We start from the raw sequence: 19,729 nt of genomic DNA, 5'->3' as shown, positions 1-19,729 counted from the left end.
GTTCGGGCAAACGTGGCGTGCCCGGTATCGAAGCGATCATTGCCGTTGCTTCCGGCAAAGGCGGCGTCGGCAAGTCGACCACCGCCGTCAACATCGCGCTCGGCCTCGCCGCCAACGGCCTGCGCGTCGGCGTGCTCGATGCCGACATCTACGGCCCGTCCATGCCAAGGCTGCTCAACATCCACGGCCGGCCGCAGACCGTCGACGGCAAGATCCTGAAACCGATGGAGAATTACGGCCTGAAGGTGATGTCGATGGGTTTCCTCGTCGACGAGGAAACGCCGATGATCTGGCGTGGCCCGATGGTGATGTCGGCACTGACGCAGATGCTGCGTGAAGTCGAATGGGGTCGGCTCGACGTGCTCGTCGTCGACATGCCGCCCGGCACCGGCGACGCGCAACTGACCATGGCCCAACAGGTGCCGCTGGCTGGCGCCGTCATCGTCTCGACGCCGCAGGACCTGGCCCTGATCGACGCGCGAAAAGGCCTCAACATGTTCAAGAAGGTCGACGTGCCGCTGCTCGGCATCGTCGAGAACATGAGCTATTTCATCGCCCCGGACACCGGCAAGCGCTACGACATCGTCGGTCATGGCGGGGCGCGGCGAGAGGCCGAGCGCCTTGGCGTCACCTTCCTCGGCGAGGTGCCACTCGAGATGGGCATTCGCGAAAGCTCGGATGCCGGCACGCCGGTTGTCGTCTCCAAGCCCGACGGCGCCGAGGCGAAAATCTACCGCGACATCGCCTCGAAGGTCTGGGACCGGGTTAACGAAGAGCGTGGTGCTGCGGCAGCGGCGGTGCCGAGTATTGTTTTCGAGTAGCTTGTTCGGTAGCCGCCGCTCTGCAGCCTAGGCCGCGCCGACCTTCTCGCCGAAGCTGGAAAAAAACTGTCCGGCCAGTTTCTTCGAGGTCGATTCGATCAGCCGGCTGCCGAGTTGGGCGATCTTGCCGCCGACATCGGCCTTGGCCGCGTAGTTCAATATCGTGGCGTCGGGTCCATCTGCCGTCAGCGTCACGTCGGCGCCACCCTTGGCGAAGCCTGCAATGCCGCCCTTGCCTTCGCCCTGGATGGTGTAGGAGTGCGGCGGCTTCAGGTTCTTCAGCGTCACTTCGCCGTTGAACGTCGCCTTGATCGGTCCGATCTTCACCACCACGGTTGCCGCCATCTCGGTCGGCGACTTCATCTCCAGGCTCTGGCAACCGGGAATGGTCGCCTTCAAGACCTCGGGATCGTTCAGCGCTTCCCACACTTTTTGCAGCGGTGCGGCAATGCGCTCCTCGCCTTCGATCACCAAAGCCATGAAAACCTCCCGGACAAGACTGTCCGAACCCGTAACGCACGGCTTGGTGCGTGTCTATCGCACCAAAGTCCGGTTGCGACCGCACGCCCTCTTGCCTGCTCCCGCGCGTTGCCATATCGATTTGTCTTACAAATACGGAGACCATGATGGCAGGCGCCCCCACCCATAAGAAAAAATTTCGCTCGCAGGAGTGGTTCGACAATCCCGACAATCCGGGCATGACGGCTCTCTATCTCGAGCGCTATCTCAATTACGGCCTGACGCGCGCCGAACTGATGTCCGGCAAGCCGCTGATCGGCATCGCCCAGACCGGCTCGGATCTGTCGCCCTGCAACCGTCATCATATCGAACTGGCCAAGCGTGTGCGCGAAGGCATCGTCTCGATGGGCGGTATTCCGTTCGAGTTCCCCTGCCATCCGATCCAGGAGACCGGCAAGCGCCCGACCGCAGCGCTCGACCGCAACCTTGCCTATCTCAGCCTGGTCGAGGTGCTTTACGGCTACCCGCTCGATGGCGTCGTGCTGACCATCGGTTGCGACAAGACGACGCCGGCGCTGCTGATGGCAGCGGCCACCGTCAACATTCCGGCGATCGCGCTGTCGGTCGGGCCGATGCTCAATGGCTGGCACAAGGGCAAGCGCACCGGCTCCGGTACCATCGTCTGGGAATCACGCCAGCGCCTGTCGGCCGGCGAGATCGATTATGACGAGTTCATGGACATCGTCGCCTCGTCGGCGCCGTCCACCGGCTATTGCAACACCATGGGCACCGCCACCACGATGAACTCGCTGGCCGAGGCGCTTGGCATGCAGTTGCCGGGCTCGGCCGCCATTCCCGCGCCCTACCGCGAGCGTGGCCAGATTTCCTATGAGACCGGAAAACGCATCGTCGAGATGGTGCATGAGGATCTGAAGCCGTCCGACATCATGACGAGAGAGGCTTTCGAGAACGCCATCGTCGTCAATTCGGCCATTGGCGGCTCGACCAACGCGCCGATCCACCTCAATGCCATCGCCCGCCACCTTGGTGTCAAGCTCGACAATGACGACTGGCAGACGGTCGGCCTCAATGTGCCGCTGCTGGTCAATTTGCAGCCGACGGGCGAATATCTTGGCGAGGACTACCATCATGCCGGCGGCGTGCCGGCGGTCATTGCCGAACTGATGAAGGGCGACCTGTTGCCGCATCCCGGCGCACGCACCGTCAACGGCAAGTCGATCGGCGAGAATAGCGAGGGCGTCGCCAACGAAAACCCCGACGTCATCCGCTCTGTCGCCAAGCCGCTGAAGGCCAATGCCGGCTTCATCAACCTCAGGGGCAATCTGTTCGATTCGGCGATCATGAAGACCAGCGGCATCTCGCCCGAGTTTCGCGAGCGCTATCTGTCCAATCCTAGGGATCCCGAGGCTTTCGAAGGCAACGCCATGGTTTTCGACGGGCCGGAGGATTACCACGCCCGCATCGACGACCCGGCGCAAGGCATCGACGAACACACCATCCTGTTCATGCGCGGCGCCGGCCCGGTCGGCTATCCCGGCGGTGCCGAGGTCGTCAACATGCAGCCGCCGGCCTATCTCATCAAGAAGGGCATCCACGCGCTCGCCTGCATCGGGGACGGCCGCCAGTCGGGCACGTCGGGTTCGCCGTCGATCCTCAACGCCTCGCCGGAAGCGGCGATCGGCGGCGGACTGGCGCTGCTCAAGACGGGCGACCGGGTCCGCATCGACTTGCGCAAGGGCACGGCCGACATCCTCGTCACCGACGACGAGATCACCCGGCGCCGCGCCGAACTGCAGAACAATGGCGGCTTCCACTATCCCGAGCACCAGACGCCCTGGCAGGAGATCCAGCGCGGTATGGTCGCGCAGTTTTCGGAGGGAATGGTGCTGAAGCCGGCGGTGAAATACCAGGATGTCGCGCACACCAGCGGTGTCCCCAGGGACAATCATTGATTCTGGATCGACGGATGGCGGCTTGATCAAATCAGGCCGCCGTCGGTTTTCCGGTCAGCGTGTTGCATCGCGGCCGGGTAGGTCGAGAACGGCCACCGTCCTTGACAAGCGCGCCCAACAAATCCACCATCATGACAAGGGGTGCATCGCGACGACCCCGTGAGGCGTCAGCCCAACGTTCGCGTCCAAGCTTCTCTTTTCAGGAGGTGGACGCCATGCCGTCAACAACCGCTATCACCGTACCGCAATTGTCCCGGCTCATAGGTCTGCCGGGCGCCCCAGTCGTTGTCGATGTTCGCATAGATGAAGATTTCGACGCCGATCCGCGGCTGTTGCCGGCGTCGTGCCGTCGCGATTTCAAAACCGTTTCAACCTGGGCGGCCACGTTCGCCGGCAAGCCGGTGGCCGTCGTTTGCCAGAGGGGGCAAAAGCTCTCGCAAGGCGTGGCCGCATGGCTGCGCCATGAGGGGATATCAGCTGAATCTCTCGAAGGCGGGTTTGAGGCCTGGCGCGATGCCGGAGGGCTTTTGGCCCGCACCGCCAAGATGTCGCCACGCAATGAAAAGGGCGCCAACGTCTGGGTGACGCGATCGCGCCCGAAGGTCGACCGCATCGCTTGCCCGTGGCTGATCCGGCGTTTCGTCGACCCCGACGCGGTGTTCCTGTTCGTCGAACCCGCTGAAGTGTTGGCTGTTGCCGACCGCTTTCAGGCCGTGCCGTTCGACATCGACAATGTGTTTTGGAGCCATCGCGGCGAGCGCTGCACCTTCGACACGATGATCGAGGAGTTCGGGCTGGAATCCGCGGCGCTCGATCGCCTCGCTGCAATCGTGCGGGCGGCCGACACTGCAAGCCTTGACCTGGTGCCTCAGGCGGCCGGCTTTCTGGCTGCCTCGCTTGGTCTGTCGCGTATGTACCGCGACGATCTGGAACAACTGGAAGCAGGCATGCTGCTCTACGACGCGTTCTTCCGCTGGTGTCGCGACGCCACCGAAGAAACGCACAACTGGCCGGCTGCGGGTAAGCCGTCGTGACCGCTCTTGTCCCGGACAATAAGGCGGGAACCGTCCCGGTGCCGGCTGCACCGACCTTCACCGAGGCCGTGAAGGTCTGGGCGAAAATCGGATTGCTCAGCTTTGGCGGTCCGGCCGGGCAGATCGCGCTGATGCACAAGGAACTGGTCGAGGAGCGGCGCTGGATCGGTGAGCGGCGTTTCCTGCACGCGCTGAACTACTGCATGCTGCTGCCTGGCCCGGAAGCCCAGCAACTCGCCATCTACATCGGTTGGCTGCTGCACAGGACGGCCGGCGGCCTTGTCGCCGGCATCCTGTTCGTCTTGCCGGGCGCGCTCGTCATGCTCGCCTTGAGCAGCCTCTACGTCCTCTATGGCGACGTGCCGCTTGTCGCGGCGCTGTTTTTCGGGGTCAAGGCGGCTGTGCTTGCCATTGTCGTCGAGGCGGTGGTCCGGATCAGCCGGCGTGCCCTCAAGAACCGGGTCATGGTGTCGATCGCGGTCGCGGCGTTCATCGCCATCTATGCGTTGAATGTGCCCTTTCCGCTCATCGTCCTGCTAGCCGGCCTGACGGGATGGCTGGGGGATCGCATTGCTCCCGCCCTGTTTTTCGGCTCGGCCCATGGCAAGGACGATGTTGCCGACTTCAAGGGAGCGGTCGACCTGATGTTCGAGCGTGGCGAACTGGCCCATGTCAAACCGACCAGATGGCATGCACCGCGCACCGTCGCGATCTGGCTGCCGCTCTGGCTCGGGCCTGTTCTTTTGATCTGGTGGTTCACCGGCTCTGCAAGCGTCTGGACCGAGATAGGCCGGTTCTTCAGTCTCATGGCTGTCGTCACCTTCGGTGGCGCCTATGCGGTCCTCGCTTATGTCGCACAGGCAGCCGTCCAGTCCTTCGGCTGGCTGGTGCCGGGTGAAATGGTCGATGGCCTTGGGCTCGCCGAAACCACGCCAGGGCCGCTCATCCTGGTGCTGCAGTTCGTCGGCTTCATCGCCGCGTTCCGCCATTCCGGCTCGCTGGACCCGTTGGTTGCCGGATCGCTGGGGGCTTTGCTCACTCTGTGGGTGACGTTCACGCCTTGCTTCTTCTGGATATTCCTCGGTGCGCCCTACATCGAGGCCTTGCGCGGCAACAAGGCACTGTCGGCCGCACTGGGCGCGATCACCGCCGCCGTTGTCGGGGTAATTATGAATCTGGCCCTATGGTTTGCCTTGCACGTCATCTTCCGTGAGGTGCACGCAACGGGCCTTGGCATGAACGTGCCGGTGCCTTCGTCGATCGACTGGCGCGCGGCCTTGCTTTCCGTGGCCGCCATGGTCGCCATCCTGAAGCTGAAAGTCGGCATGCTGCCGACACTCGCGCTATCCGCCCTTGCAGGGATCTTGCTGGCGGCGGCTGGTTAGACAGCACCGCCTTTGCAATCCGCTTGCCCACCACCTAAGTGGGCTGGAAATGGAAGGAAACATCATGGCCGGACGGCGATCTTCCCTCGGCTTCCTCGGAGTGTTCGGCCGTTCGGGCGACTTGAGGCAGCTCGACGATGCATTGCGCGGCGCCGATCTGCATCCAGCCCTTGTGCCGGAGGGCGTGAAGCTTACCCTCGTCAATCTCATGAAGGATCGCTGGCCCGACGAGCCGCCACCGGGCACCTATGCGTCGGTGGCACAATTATGCAGCTATTGCATCGCGGGTCCCGAAACCTTCGAGCAAGCCAATGGCCATGAGCGGACGCTGGGAGCCGAGCGCCGCATCGAGGCGGCGCTTGAAGCCGGTGACAGCCTCGACGCGCAGATCGTGCTGATGACGCTGCATGCCAAGCTCATCAACCCCGAAGTCGTCGACCGATACGGGCTCAGCGCGGAATGACGCGAAAGGCAAGATCTGCCTGATTCTCCTAGAGCAATTCTAGGAAAAGTGTGAGCGGTTTTCCGTCTAGAATTGCGTCAAAACAAAGAGTTAGAGCAGATCGCCGTTTCCGTGAAACGGTGAATGCTCTAAGGCAGCCGAGCCGTTCAGGCCCGGCTGATCTCCTCGAGATACCAGCCGATGTAGCGCAGTTCGTTGTATTCCATCGGCGCGATAGGTCCGGGCACGAAATAGTGCGAGCGCACGCCGCGCGCGGTGTGCTCGATGATCTTCTTGTCCTCTTCGGTGGTGATCTTCCACAGCCAGGTCAGCTTCTCCAGATCGTAATCCTGGCCCTCGACCGCGTCGCCGCGCACCAGCCAGATCAGCTCCATCTCGCAGGTGCCAGCCGTTTTCGGGATGAAGCGGTAGATCATGCCGTGATCGGGATAGCATACGAGGAAGGTCGTGCCGCCGAGATGGATGGAAGTGACGCCACCGTCATAGTCGGAGAAGCGTCCCATCAGCGGGGCCACCGGCGATCCATCCTGGCTGCCGCTCGAAACGCCGTCATAGAGCGCATAGCGGAAGGTGTGGATTGCTTCCTGGCCGGCCGCCGAGTTCTGCCAGCGGTTGGCGCTGCCGATCTCGATGCCGAGCGCGCAGGTGCGTTGCTCCATCGCCGCATTGAGCTGCTCGATCATTTCTGCCGGCTTTTCCAGCGCATGCGTCTGCGAATATTCCGGATGCGCCGGCCCGCAATGGTAACATTCGACATAGTTCTCGACGGCGAGCTTCCAGTTGGCGTCGAGCGGATAGGACTGACGATACGCAACCTTGGCGTCGCCCCAGCCATACTGGCCGCAGCTCGTTCGCAGCGACTGTTCGATCGGATCGAAATCGAGCGGCGTCTCGGCGAAGGAAATGAAGACCAGACCGGATGCGACGCGGACATGAAGCTTCTTCAGCCCGTGCGCCGTGCGGTCGAAATCCTTTGGCATCAGGCGGGCAGCGCGCAACGATCCGTCATTGGAATAGGCCCAGGCGTGGTAGGGGCACACGAACATCTTCGCGTTGCCCTTCTGCTTGGTGCAGACCTCGGCGCCGCGGTGGCGACAGACGTTGAGCATGGCATGCACGGTGCCATCCATGCCGCGTGTCAGGATGACCGCCTCGTCGCCCAGTTTGAACAGCTCGAAATCGCCGGGGTTCGGGATAACGCTGGCGTGGGCCAGGCAATGCCAGTGGCGGCGAAAGACCCGTTCCATGTCGCGCTCGAAGATCGCCGGGTCATGATAGAAGGCACGCACCAGGCCGTGGCCTGGCCGATGAGATGCCACCAGCCGATCGATCGCGTCGCCGTCGGTGGGGGCTTGCTGGATAGGATGCACACTCATTTGTCGTTCTGCCCGATGGTTGGTCGTGTATGGCTGTATGGCTGCACGAGACTTGTCTCCGGTCAGCCGCCCATATGCGTGCGCGGCAGGTGGATCAGGTTGCCGAAACGGGCACGCAATCTGTCGTCGACCTGTTTTGGCACATGGCGCGGAAATCGTTCGGCAAGAATGCGCTTCTTCTCGGTGATCGCACGCAGCAATATATCAGGCCGGCCTTTTTCGTTCCATTCCTTCGGCGAGGAACGATCGCCGAGGGCAGGATAGAAGTGCTCGGTCTGCATCAGCTTGAGCGTTTGTTCGTTGTCGAGATAGTGGCCTGGACCCTTGAGGCAGACCTCCGCGATGCTGTCGATCGACAGGGCCTCGTCAGTCACGTCGATGCCACGCGCGCAGCCCAGGCAATGACCGAGCATGTCGTTGTCGATGACCAGGCTCTCCAGGCAGAAGCCGAGCAGCGAGGCATGCATGCCGGCCGCCTCATAGACGAGGTTGAGGCCGGAGAGGCCGGCCATCACATTGGTGATGCCCTTTTCGTAGCCGGACTGAATATCGGGCAATTTCGAATCCGTCATGCCGGCGGCGGAGCCACCGGGCAGGTCGTAGAATTGCGCCATCTGGGCACAGGCCGCCGTTGCCACCGACTGCTCGGCCGACCCGCCGGCCATGGCGCCGGTGCGCAGGTCGGACATGAACGGCCATGCGCCGAAGATCGCCGGATGGCCGGGCTTGAGCGCGTTGACATAGACCAGGCCGGCCAGCACTTCGGCCACTGCCTGCACGACGGCGCCGGCCATCGCGGCGGGTGCCGTCGTGCCCGACTGGCCGGTCGACAGCAGCAGGATCGGGATGCCGCCTTCGACGCAGGCCTCGAGCACGCCGCAGGCATCCTCGGCGAACCTCATCGGCGGCACGACGAATGAATTGGAGTTGGAAACGAATGGCCGGGCGCGGAAATTCTCCTCGCCTCCGGCGATGGCGTACAGCATTTCAAGTGCAGGCTTCACGTTCTCACGCACCGTGAAGGATGTTCCGACGTGCTTCGATGTTCCCATCACACAGGCATAAAGCGTGTTGAAATCCATCTCGAGCGGATCGGCGATGTCGCGCGCCACCATCGGCCGCTGGAAGAAATGAATGTTGTCCAGCCCGTCGACGATGCGGGCGGCATCATAAATATCCTGCAGCTTGGATTCGCGGTACTCACGCTTCTCCAGATCCACCAGGTGCACGGCGATGCCTGCCGTGCCGTAGTGCACGCGCTTGCCCTGGACCACCATGTCGTGCCTGGGGTCCTGGCCATGAAGCGTGAAATGTCGTGCCGCCCGCTTGATGGTGTCGAGCACGAGCGCGCGCGGAAAGCGGACCCGGCCATCGTCGCCATGGATCGCCCCCACCTTGGTCAGCACCTTTATGCAGGAAGGAATGGCGTTGGCGAAACCCACTGTCTCCAGAAGCGTCAGCACGCCTTCGTGGATACGCTCGCGGTCATCCCCGCGAAGCGGCCCGTAGCCGCCGCCCTCGATGGCCTTGTGCTGTGGTCTGGCATCCTCCACCAGGGGAGATGATCGCATGGCATGTCCTGTTTCGCGAAGACCGGAGCGTTGTGGACGACGGTTCGCCGGCGTGTCCTGCTGTTCGACAGCCACTGGCATGGAAGCACTCCAACTTCGTCGGCAGGAACTCGTGGCGGTTGGTCCACCATCGGCCTGCTTCTTCCCCTGATGACGCCGACTATGCCGCCGGCACTGGCCCATCCTATGGGCCAGCTGGCTCAGTTCCATGTGCCAGAACTAAAATACCGGAGCCGCTGCGAGCGGCTCCGGTCACGAGAGGTCGATGATGGATCAGGCGGCCGCGGGTCTGCGTCCGGCGGCCGTGGCCAGTTCGCGGATGCCTGGCTCGATGTGCTGTAGCGCGATCGACGAGATGCCCAGCCGCATGAAACGCGAAGGCTTTTCAGTGCGATCGAAGAAGCGGTCGCCTGGCTCGATGATGACGCTGCGCGAGGCCGCTGCCTCGGCAAGCCCGCGCGAATCGGTGCCGCGCGGCCCTTCGAGCCACAGCGACGTACCGCCGGCCGAATCGGTCGAGCGCCATTCCGGCAGGAAGGCGGAAATCGCATGGACCAGCCGCTTGCGCCGCTCGTCGAAGGCTGACGACAGCCGCCGCACCAGCGCCTCGTGGTGGCCGAGCGACAGGAACAGTGCGACGGCGCGCTGATTGTTGGCCGGCGGATGACGCAGCATGAAGCGGCGCAGCGCCCGGAGCTCCGCGATCAGTCCGGCAGACGCCACGATGTAGCCGAGCCGCAGGCCGGGAGCCAGCGTCTTGGACATCGAGCCGACATAGACCACGCGGCCGGAACGATCGAGGCTCTTCAGCGCTTGCTGCGGTGCCTCGTCGAGAAGCTGGCTGTCATAGCCGTCCTCGATGATGATCTGGTTGTAGCGGTTGGCGCGCGCCAGAAGATCCTGCCGCCGTTCCGCCGACAACGGCACCATGGTCGGGCAATGATGGCTGGGCGTGACGAAGACGAAGCCGGAATCATTGGGAATAGAAGCAGTTACGATGCCGGACTGGTCGACCGGCACCGGCTGTATCTCTGCGCCCGCAAGGCGGAAGATCGAGCGCGCGTCGGGGTAACCGGGGTCCTCCATCGCCACCTTGGAGCCCTTGGACATCAGCAGCGTCGCCAGCATGTAGAGCGCGTTCTGGGCGCCCAGCGTGACGATGATCTCGTCGGGATTGGCGAAGATGCCGCGCCGGGGCAGGAGCCGCGCCTGGATCTGCTCGATCAGCAGCGGATCGTCACGGTCGACCATATCGGATGCCCAGTTGCGGATTTCCAGCACGGCAAGCGCCATGCGGTTGCACTCGCGCCATTCAGCGGTCGGGAACAGCGCCGGGTCGAACTGCCCGTAGACGAAAGGATAGGACGACTTGATCCAGTTCTCGTGCTTGGCCGGCGGCGGCATGTCGCTTGCGGCGATCTTGCGGCGTGCCTTCCAGTCGATCTCATTGGCCTGGTCGGGCGCCTTCTGGTGCGGCTTGGCCGGTGTCGCCAGCACATCGGGATTGACGAAATGGCCACGCCGCTCGCGCGCCACCAGGAAACCCTGGTCGACGAGCTGCTGGAACGCCAGCACCACGGTTCCGCGCGCGACGCCGAGTTTTTCGGCCAGGATGCGGCAGGAAGGGAGCGGCATCGAAGCGGCGATCTGGCGGTCGAGAATGGCGGCTACGATGGCCTGGCGGATCTGCGCCTGCAGGGTTTGGCCGGATTCGGCCGAAATCCGGAACAGGCCGGACCATATCGCCGTGTCGTTTCGCTGTGGCATGGGAGATTTCCTCGATGGCCAGCCTTTTTCGTTTGGCTGGACCAGCCGAACGTAACCGTGGCACAAGGGGTTGCGCCAATCAATTTTTCTGATCGTTGGGATTTATGCCAGTGATCCTTCACGTCCTTTTGATGCCGCGTTGCGGCATCGTGGGGTGACGCGGCGCTTCATCCCGGCGATGACATCGTGCGTCATGGCGGCGTGTGGGTGTGCGTCATCGCTGCGCATTGATACGGGTGGAGTTCGGCCCGATAGATTGTCGCGACGACACGCGCCGGAAACATCCGGTCCGTAATGATGGCTCGAGGTCTCGGAGTTTGGCAGTGGATCAATCGTCCTTTCAAAAACAGCTCGCCGCCTTGCGCGACCACCGCGCGGCGGCGCCCGCCAGCATGCGCCAGACCTTCGCCGCCGATCCCAAGCGGTTCGTGGAATTCTCCGCCACCGACGGCGATCTGCTGCTCGACTGGTCGAAGTGCGCGGTCGACGCGACCACCATGGAGCAGCTGGAAAAGCTCGCGCAGGCCGCCGATCTCGAAGGCCGCCGCGCCGCCATGTTCGCGGGCAAGAAGATCAACGTCACCGAGGACCGTGCCGTGCTGCACACGGCGCTGCGCAACCTGACCGGCAAGGGCGTCACCGTCGATGGCCAGGACGTCAAGGCGGACGTCATCGCCGTGCTCGACGCCATGGGCGCCTTTGCCGATGCCGTGCGCTCGGGCAAGGCGGCCGGCGCCACCGGCAAGAAGATCACCGACATCGTCAACATCGGCATCGGCGGTTCCGATCTCGGCCCGGCCATGGCGACGCTGGCACTGGCGCCCTATCATGACGGGCCGCGCGCGCATTACGTCTCCAACATAGACGGCGCCCATATCCACGACACGCTGAAGGGCCTCTCCGCCGAGACCACGCTTTTCATCATCGCTTCCAAGACCTTCACCACCGTCGAGACGATGACCAATGCGCAGACGGCGCGCGACTGGGTGGAGAAGGCGCTCGGCAAGGAAGCGGTCGGCAAGCATTTCGCCGCCGTCTCGACCGCGCTCGACCTGGTGGCCAAGTTCGGCATCGCGCCCGATCGCGTCTTCGGCTTCTGGGACTGGGTCGGTGGCCGCTATTCGCTCTGGGGTGCCATCGGCCTGCCGGTGATGATCGCTGTCGGCCCGCGGAATTTTCGCGCCTTCCTTGATGGCGCGCATGAGATGGACGAGCATTTCCGCACCGCGCCGGTGCAGGAGAACCTGCCGGCGCTGCTGGGACTGGTCGGCTGGTGGCATCGCGTGATCTGCGGTTACCCGGCGCGCGCCGTCATCCCTTACGACCAGCGCCTGTCCAGGCTGCCGGCCTATTTGCAGCAGCTTGACATGGAATCGAACGGCAAGAGCGTCACCCTCGAAGGCACGGCGGTGACGACGCCGACCGGACCGCTGGTCTGGGGTGAGCCCGGCACCAACGGCCAGCATGCCTTCTTCCAGCTGCTGCACCAGGGCACCGATTTCATCCCGGTCGAATTCCTTGCCGCGGCCGTCGGCCACGAGCCCGATCTCAAGCACCAGCATGATCTGCTGCTCGCCAACTGCCTGGCGCAGTCGGAAGCGCTGATGAAGGGCCGCACGCTGGACGAGGCGCGCGCCCAGATGCTGGCCAAGGGCATGAAGCCGGCCGAGGTCGACAAGATCGCGCCGCACCGCGTCTTCTCGGGTAACCGTCCCTCGGTCACCATCCTCTACAGAAAGCTCGACCCGCGCACCTTCGGCCGGCTGATCGCGCTCTACGAGCACCGCGTCTTCGTCGAGGGCACGCTGTTCAACATCAACTCCTTCGATCAGTGGGGCGTCGAACTCGGCAAGGAACTGGCCACCGGCCTGTTGCCTGTCGTGGAGGGCAAGGAAAGTGCCGCCAATCGGGATGCATCGACCGCTGGCCTTGTGGGATTCATCCAGCATTTGCGTGGCTCGGAGTGAAAAGCTTGGCAGACATCAAGGGAATATTGTTCGACAAGGACGGCACGCTTGTCGACTTCAACGCCACCTGGCTCGGCGTTGCCGACTTCATGGCCATGGATGCGTCGGAAGGCGATCGCTGGAAAGCCGACAGGCTGCTGGCCGCTGCCGGCTTCGATTTCGCCAACAAGCGTTTCAAGCCGGACTCCATCTTTGCCTCCGGCACCAATCTCGACGTCGTCGAATTGTGGTTCCCACGCCTGTCCAACGAGGATCAGATGCTTGCGGTTGCCCGCTTCAACGAGATCACCTCCGTACAAGGCTCGGCGATGGCCGTGGCGCTGCCGGGCATCGTCGATACGCTGACGGCACTGCACAGGAAATCCTACCGGCTTGGCGTCGCCACCAACGATTCGACCAGCGGCGCGGAAAAGACGCTGGTCACGCTCGGCGTCGCTCAATTGTTCGACGCGGCCTATGGCTACGACGCGGTGGCCAATCCGAAGCCGGCGCCCGACACCATCCAGGCCTTTAGCGATCTCACCGGCCTCAAGCCGGCGGAAATCGCCATGGTCGGCGACAACCGGCACGACCTCGAAATGGCACGTGCCGGCGGCTGCGGGCTGGCGGTCGGCGTGCTCTCCGGCACCGGCACCCGCGAATCGCTGGCCGGCATTGCCGATGTGGTTCTGGATTCGGTCGCCGACCTGCCGGATTTTCTCTCGGCGCGGGTCAGGGAGACGATCTGACGGGAAAGGCTAGGTCAAACTCGATTCACCTCGGGATTTTCTGCCAATGGCCGAGATGGGGGAGCAGTCCATGGAAACTATCGAGCTTCTGGTTTGTTTTCGGACACAATGGGCCACTCATCAGCAGAACAAACGTACCCGCATTTGCCGCACCTGATCTTGGCGCTTTGCGCTGTCGATGTCTTCGCCTGGCTGAAGATCGAAGCCCCGATTTTCGCATTTTGGGCAAACTGTGAAACCGATACGTTGAACAACTTTAATCCACGCCACTCGACTTCTCCGACCAACGGCTAGTCGAATCTATTTTCTGCCCTCGATGTTTGTCCACAATGAGTAGAATTTAGGCTTGCTCTGTGGCGTCAGCGCGCTCCCTCCTCAAACGAAAAGACGCCGCTAAGCCTCGTCGCAGCCCCCTTCGCGTCGCCGAAATCCGGCACCTTGTATTCGGCGAGCAATCGCAGCCGGGACAGCGGCAGGTCGTTGCGGCGGGGATCTCCGACCAGCACCTCGATGCCGGCCGCCAGGCAGCGGTCGAGGAACGGGATAACCCGCAGAGCAACCTCAGGGCCGTAGAACACGTCGCCGGCAAGCACGAGCTCGACCGCCGGCGGGGGACCCGTGGTAATGTCCTTGTCGACAATGGCGATCTCGACGCCGTTGGCCGCGGCATTGAGGCCGATCGCGGCAACGCCGTTACGGTCGATCTCGGCGGCGATCACTTCGCGCGAACCGGCCTTGGCTGCGGCGATGCCGACAAGGCCGGAGCCGGCACCAAGGTCGAGCACGCGGCGACCGGCTACCGTTTGCGGATGATCCAGTATATGGCGCGCAAGCACCGCGCCGCCGGCCCACACGTAAGCCCAGTAAGGCGGCTGCGGCTCAGGTCCATTGTTGTCCGCCTCGATCGTGTCGTCATCGTCGTCAGCGCTTTGGTGCGTATCGGTAAGCCGTCTCAGGCCACTGGCCGGGTGCGGTGTAAAAAGCTGGATCTCAGGCACCGACGGCACCGGGGCGAGGCGCATGTTCGTCCTGATGAACTCTGCCGGGTCAGGACGGCAAGGTGCATCTACGGCATCCGCGCCGCCGGCTGCAATCATTCGCGCAGCGCTCGCCGCAGGATCTTGCCGACCGGCGTCTTCGGCAGTTCGGTGCGGAATTCGATGTATCTGGGCCGCTTGTAGCCGGTCAGGTTCTCGCGGCAAAAGGCGGTCAGTGCCTCGGCGGTCAGCGCCGGATCCTTCCTGACCACGAACAGTTTCGGCACCTCGCCCGAATGCTCGTCCGGCACGCCGATCGCCGCCACTTCGAGCACGCCCGGATGCATCGCCACGACTTCCTCGAGCTCGTTGGGATAGACGTTGAAGCCCGAGACCAGGATCATGTCCTTCTTGCGGTCGACGATCTTGGTGTAGCCGCGCTCGTCCATGAAGCCCATGTCGCCGGATTTGAAGTAGCCGTCCTTGGTCATCACCTTGGCGGTCTCATCCGGCCGGTTCCAGTAGCCCGCCATCACTTGCGGCCCCCGGATGCAGACTTCGCCGACCTCGCCGAGCGGCAAATTGTTGCCGTCTTCGTCGCGGATGGCGATCTCCGTCGAGGGCAGCGGCAAGCCGATGGTGCCGGTGAAGTCGCCGGCGGTGAACTTGTTGGCGGTGGCCACCGGCGAGGTTTCCGAGAGGCCGTAGCCTTCGGTGACCGAACATCCGGTCAGCGCCTTCCAGCGTTCGGCGACGCCCTTCTGCACCGCCATGCCGCCGCCCAGCGTCAGCACCAGCGGCTTGAAGTCGAGCTTGCGGAAATCCTCATTGTTGAGCAGCGCGTTGAACAGCGTGTTGAGGCCGGGAAAGATGTGCACCGGATATTTCTGCAATTCCTTGACGAAGCCTGGGATGTCGCGCGGATTGGGAATGAGCACATTGCGGGCGCCCTGCTGCATGCCCATCAGCGCGTTCACCGTCAGCGCGAAGATATGATAGAGCGGCAGCGCGCAGATGAAGTTGGGATGCGCGGGTTTCGGCTTGATCGTGTAGGCGTCCTCCATCCACTGCGCGTTCTGCGCGACGTTGGCGAGCACGTTGCTGTGCAGCAGCGTGGCGCCCTTCGAGACGCCCGTGGTGCCGCCCGTATATTGCAGGAAGGCGACATCGTCGGCTGCCACCTTGGCCGGCCTGAAGCCCATACCGGCGCCGGCCTTCATGGCGGCATTGAACTTGACATGGCCGGGCAGCGACCATGCCGGCACCATCTTCTTCACGCGGCGCACGACGAAATTGACGATTGTGCCCTTCAGCCCGCCAAGCATGTCGCCCATCGCGGCGACCACCACATGCTTGACCGCGGTCCTGGCGATCACCGCCTGCAAGGTGTTGGCGAAGTTCTCCAGGATGACGATGGCTTGCGCCCCGGAATCCTTCAGCTGGTGTTCGAGCTCGCGCGGCGTGTAGAGCGGATTGATGTTCACCACCACATAACCCGCTCGCAAGATCGCCATCATCGCCACCGGATATTGCAGCACGTTGGGCATCATCAGCGCGACGCGCGCGCCTTTCTGCAGGCCCTTCGATTGCAGGTAGGCGCCGAAGGCCGCCGACAGCCGCTCGACATCGGTGTAGCTGATGGACTTGTCCATGCAGGTGAAGGCCGGCTGCGCGGAAAACTGCTTGCAGGCGGCGACGAGGAAATCGCCGATCGAGCTGTAGGGCAGGGCGCCGATCTCCGCCTGCACGTTTTTCGGATAGCTCTTGAGCCACGGCTTTTCCGGCAAGCCGGCGGCCAGCGCCGTCAGCGCTTTCGGCAATCGGTTGGCGGTGGCGTCGGCCGGCTTTGCCGCCGGTGGGGCCTTCACCGCTGCCGCGGCCTTCGAGGCCGGCCTGGCAGCGGGCTTTGCCGCACCCGCTTTACGCCCCGGCGCCGTCTTTCCGGCCGCAGCCTTGGCCGGGGCTTTCACCGCCGGCTTTGTGCTTGCCCTTACAGGTGCCGCGGCCGCCTTCGGCTTGGCGGCTTTGGCAACGGGTGCTTTCGGCTTGGCAGTACCGGCTGCTTTCGACGGCGCCTTGGCTCCCGCTTTCACCGGCGCCGTCGTCCTTGATGCTTTTGCCAACCGTTCCTCCCTGGACAAGTCTTGTTCATCCGTGCCGCACTCGCCCCTGAATTGGCAAGGGCGTCCTCCGCTGCGGCCGCTACACCCTATGTATTGCCTCCCTTGGTGAGCGTGCAAGTCTTGCCCTTGCGGCAACGCGGCGAAAGATTTGCCGTCGAAAGTCTTTGCCGCCGCCAGCGCTCCAGGCGGTGTCCTGACGCATCCCACGGCCGCTCGGAAGCGCCGGGAACATTTATATCGTCAGCCTGGCGATCAATAAAAAAATTCGGCTGTTAATAATCTCGTGAACGGAAGAAACGGCTAATTTTTTCTGCAATTTGGCAAAGTTGCGGATTTTTTTCCTGCTTCCCGCGGGGTAAGCAAACGGGGTGTTCCAAAGCCGGAAAAACGGTGCTTATATGCGCGCTTCGCGAGCCTGATAGAGGGGCTTGGAAGAACATCAGGGAGTGCTCAATGAATAAGAAGCTGACTTTTGCAGCCGCGTTGCTGGCTGCAAGCGTCCTGGGCGGCATGGCCAATGCGAAAACTCTGGTCTACTGCGCGGAAGCTTCGCCGGAAGGTTTCGATCCGGCGCCGTATACCGCAGGCCAGACGTTCGACGCGTCCTCGCGCACCGTCTTCAACCGCCTCGTCGAATTCGATCACGGCAAGACGACGACCTCGCCGGGCCTGGCCGAAAGCTGGACGATCTCCGACGATGGCAAGGAATATGTCTTCAAGCTGCGCAAGGGCGTCAAGTTCGCCGCCACCGACTATTTCACCCCGACGCGCGACTTCAACGCCGACGACGTGGTGTTCTCGTTCGAACGTCAGGTCGACAAGAACGGTCCCTGGTTCCAGTACATTCCGGGCATTGCCTACCAGTATTACAATGACCAGTTCGGCGACAACATCACCAAGGTCGAGAAGGTCGATGACCTGACGGTGAAGTTCACCCTCAAGGAGCCGGCGATCACCTTCATTCCGACGCTGGGCATGGATTTTGCCTCCGTCGTCTCCAAGGAATATGCCGACAAGCTGCAGGCCGACAAGACGCCTGAGCTGTTCAACCAGAAGCCGATCGGCACCGGCCCGTTCATCTTCGTCGACTACCAGACCGACGCCGCCATCCGCTACAAGGCCAACCCGGACTATTGGGGCGGCAAGCAGAAGATCGACGATCTGGTCTTCGCCATCACCACCGATCCGGCCGTGCGCGCACAGAAGCTCAAGGCCGGCGAATGCAACATCATGTCGTACCCGGCACCGGCCGACATCGCCGGCCTGCAGGCCGATGCGAACCTGAAGGTCGAGGAGCAGGAAGGCCTCAATGTCGGCGCGCTGATGTACAACACCCAGCAGAAGCCGTTCGACGACGTGCGCGTGCGCAAGGCGCTCAACATGGCCATCAACAAGAAGGCCATCATCGACGCGGTCTTCCAGGGTGCCGGCCAGGTGGCGGTCAACCCGATCCCGCCGACCATGTGGTCCTACAACAAGGAAGTGAAGGACGATCCGTACGATCCGGATGCAGCCAAGAAGCTGCTTGAAGAGGCCGGCGTCAAGGACCTCAAGATGAACGTCTGGGCCATGCCGGTGTCGCGCCCCTACATGCCGAACGCGCGCCGCACCGCCGAATTGATCCAGGCGGACTTCGCCAAGGTCGGCGTCACCGTCGAGATCGTCAGCTACGATTGGGGTGAATACCTCAAGCGCGCTTCCGCGGTCGATCACGACGGCGCCGTCATCGTCGGCTGGACCGGCGACAATGGCGATCCGGACAACTTCCTCGGCGTGCTCCTGAGCTGCGCTTCCGTCGGTTCGAACAACCGCGCGGAATGGTGCAACAAGGACTTCGATGCGCTCATCAACAAGGCCAAGACCGTTTCGGATCAGGCCGAGCGCACCAAGCTCTATGAACAGGCACAGGTCATCTTCAAGGAACAGGCACCCTGGGCGACGCTCGCTCACTCCAAGGTGTTCATGCCGATGCAGAAGACCGTCACCGGCTTTGCGATGGATCCGCTCGGTATCCACCGCTTCGACGGCGTCGATATCGCCGAATAAGGTTGCGAAACGGGGGCGCCACCATGTGGTGACGCCCCCACTCGCCCGCCATGCTGCGTTATATCCTCGGCAAGCTCGCCCTCATCATCCCGACCTTCATCGGGATAACCATCCTCGCCTTTGGCTTCGTGCGCATCCTGCCCGGTGATCCGGTGCTGGTGCTTGCGGGCGAACGCGGCCTGTCGCCCGAACGCCACACGGCGCTCATGCACCAGTTCGGTTTCGACCTGCCGATCTGGCAACAATATCTGACCTATCTGACGAACATCCTCGGCGGTGATTTCGGCACCTCGTTTTCCACCAAGACACCGGTGCTCAAGGACTTCCTTGTCCGCTTTCCGGCAACGGTCGAGCTCGCCATCTTCGCCATGATCTTTGCCGTCATCCTGGGTGTGGCCGCCGGCATTTTCGCTGCCATCCGCCGCGGCTCCTGGTTCGACCAACTGACCATGGGCACGGCGCTGGCCGGCTATTCCATGCCGATCTTCTGGTGGGGTCTGCTGCTGATCATCGTGTTCTCCGGCATGCTGCACTGGACGCCGGTTTCAGGCCGCATCGACCTCCTCTACTTCTTCAAGCCGGTGACCGGCTTCATGACCATCGATTCCCTGATCTCGGGCCAGAAGGGCGCCTTCCGTTCGGCGCTGTCGCACCTGATCTTGCCGACCATCGTGCTCGGCACCATTCCGCTCGCCGTCATCGCGAGGCAGACGCGCTCGGCGATGCTCGAGGTGCTGGGTGAGGACTATGTCCGCACCGCGCGCGCCAAGGGCCTGGCGCCGCGTAGGGTCATCGGCCTGCACGCCTTCCGCAACGCGCTGATCCCGGTCGTCACCACCATCGGCCTGCAGGTCGGCACGCTGCTCACCGGCGCCATCCTGACCGAGAGCATCTTCTCCTGGCCCGGCATCGGCAAATGGATGATCGACGCCATTTCCAAGCGCGACTATTTCACCGTGCAGGGCGGGTTGCTTTTGATCGCGCTGATCGTCATGTCCGTGCACGTCATCGTCGACGTGCTCTACGCCGTCATCAACCC

General features: G+C 63.1%; 15 protein-coding genes. 9 read left to right on the top strand and 6 right to left on the bottom strand.

The window, feature by feature from the left end:
* On the top strand, positions 1–821 hold an 821-nt coding region (locus tag EOA22_RS04335; RefSeq protein ID WP_164755238.1), incomplete at its 5' end, for an Mrp/NBP35 family ATP-binding protein.
* Between the two features lie 27 nt (positions 822–848).
* On the opposite strand, the gene EOA22_RS04330 is transcribed toward EOA22_RS04335, so the two are convergent.
* Positions 849–1,301: a carbon monoxide dehydrogenase subunit G gene (locus EOA22_RS04330; RefSeq protein WP_013528005.1), complete on the bottom strand. Its 453-nt coding sequence runs from the start codon at positions 1,299–1,301 to the stop codon at positions 849–851.
* A 146-nt stretch (positions 1,302–1,447) separates the two neighbouring features.
* Here EOA22_RS04330 and EOA22_RS04325 point away from each other — a divergent pair, with 146 nt between their 5' ends.
* The 4 genes from EOA22_RS04325 (at position 1,448) to EOA22_RS04310 (ending at position 6,135) form a co-directional block, all read left to right on the top strand.
* Positions 1,448–3,253: an IlvD/Edd family dehydratase gene (locus tag EOA22_RS04325; protein WP_013528004.1), complete on the top strand. Its 1,806-nt coding sequence runs from the start codon at positions 1,448–1,450 to the stop codon at positions 3,251–3,253.
* Between the two features lie 215 nt (positions 3,254–3,468).
* Positions 3,469–4,287, top strand: a complete 819-nt coding sequence (locus EOA22_RS04320; RefSeq protein WP_063169929.1) for a chromate resistance protein ChrB domain-containing protein — start codon at positions 3,469–3,471, stop codon at positions 4,285–4,287.
* A complete protein-coding gene (gene chrA, locus EOA22_RS04315) occupies positions 4,284–5,672 on the top strand; it encodes a chromate efflux transporter (RefSeq protein WP_063169930.1) in 1,389 nt (462 codons plus the stop codon). The genes EOA22_RS04320 and chrA overlap by 4 nt, the downstream gene beginning before the upstream one ends.
* Positions 5,673–5,736: 64 nt before the next feature.
* Positions 5,737–6,135, top strand: a complete 399-nt coding sequence (locus EOA22_RS04310) for a hypothetical protein (protein ID WP_082826722.1) — start codon at positions 5,737–5,739, stop codon at positions 6,133–6,135.
* Positions 6,136–6,281: 146 nt separating this feature from the next.
* On the opposite strand, the gene EOA22_RS04305 is transcribed toward EOA22_RS04310, so the two are convergent.
* The 3 genes from EOA22_RS04305 to EOA22_RS04295 all read right to left on the bottom strand — a co-directional run bounded on the left by EOA22_RS04305 (position 6,282) and on the right by EOA22_RS04295 (position 10,849).
* Positions 6,282–7,511 carry an aromatic ring-hydroxylating dioxygenase subunit alpha gene (locus EOA22_RS04305; protein WP_063169932.1) on the bottom strand — a complete coding sequence of 410 codons (1,230 nt, stop codon included), beginning with the start codon at positions 7,509–7,511 and terminating at the stop codon, positions 6,282–6,284.
* Positions 7,512–7,573: 62 nt separating this feature from the next.
* Positions 7,574–9,163, bottom strand: coding sequence for a trimethylamine methyltransferase family protein (locus tag EOA22_RS04300; RefSeq protein WP_027161820.1), 1,590 nt, complete (start codon positions 9,161–9,163; stop codon positions 7,574–7,576).
* A gap of 192 nt (positions 9,164–9,355) precedes the next feature.
* Complete coding sequence (locus tag EOA22_RS04295; protein ID WP_024503382.1) at positions 9,356–10,849, bottom strand: PLP-dependent aminotransferase family protein; 1,494 nt, start codon at positions 10,847–10,849, stop codon at positions 9,356–9,358.
* 323 nt (positions 10,850–11,172) lie between these two features.
* On the opposite strand from EOA22_RS04295, the gene pgi reads away from it, so the two are divergent.
* On the top strand, positions 11,173–12,816 hold the full coding sequence (pgi, locus tag EOA22_RS04290) for a glucose-6-phosphate isomerase (protein ID WP_082826639.1): 1,644 nt from the start codon (positions 11,173–11,175) through the stop codon (positions 12,814–12,816).
* Between the two features lie 5 nt (positions 12,817–12,821).
* On the top strand, positions 12,822–13,544 hold the full coding sequence (locus tag EOA22_RS04285; protein WP_063169934.1) for an HAD family hydrolase: 723 nt from the start codon (positions 12,822–12,824) through the stop codon (positions 13,542–13,544).
* Between the two features lie 359 nt (positions 13,545–13,903).
* Here EOA22_RS04285 and EOA22_RS04280 read toward each other — a convergent pair whose 3' ends face one another.
* Positions 13,904–14,641, bottom strand: a complete 738-nt coding sequence (locus EOA22_RS04280; protein WP_027161817.1) for a methyltransferase — start codon at positions 14,639–14,641, stop codon at positions 13,904–13,906.
* On the bottom strand, positions 14,638–16,644 hold the full coding sequence (locus tag EOA22_RS04275) for a long-chain fatty acid--CoA ligase (protein ID WP_063169935.1): 2,007 nt from the start codon (positions 16,642–16,644) through the stop codon (positions 14,638–14,640). The genes EOA22_RS04280 and EOA22_RS04275 overlap by 4 nt, the downstream gene beginning before the upstream one ends.
* 453 nt (positions 16,645–17,097) lie before the next feature.
* On the opposite strand from EOA22_RS04275, the gene EOA22_RS04270 reads away from it, so the two are divergent.
* Entirely contained in the window at positions 17,098–18,690 is a 1,593-nt protein-coding gene (locus EOA22_RS04270) for an ABC transporter substrate-binding protein (protein ID WP_013527993.1), read from the top strand.
* A gap of 50 nt (positions 18,691–18,740) precedes the next feature.
* Positions 18,741–19,729, top strand: a 989-nt coding sequence (locus EOA22_RS04265; RefSeq protein WP_127389856.1) for an ABC transporter permease subunit, incomplete at its 3' end; no start/stop codon positions are given.

This window comes from Mesorhizobium sp. M7A.F.Ca.US.014.04.1.1 (genome assembly GCF_003998745.1).
GTDB classification, from domain to species: Bacteria; Pseudomonadota; Alphaproteobacteria; order Rhizobiales; family Rhizobiaceae; genus Mesorhizobium; species Mesorhizobium ciceri.
This window is presented reverse-complemented; position numbering and strand designations above follow the sequence as displayed.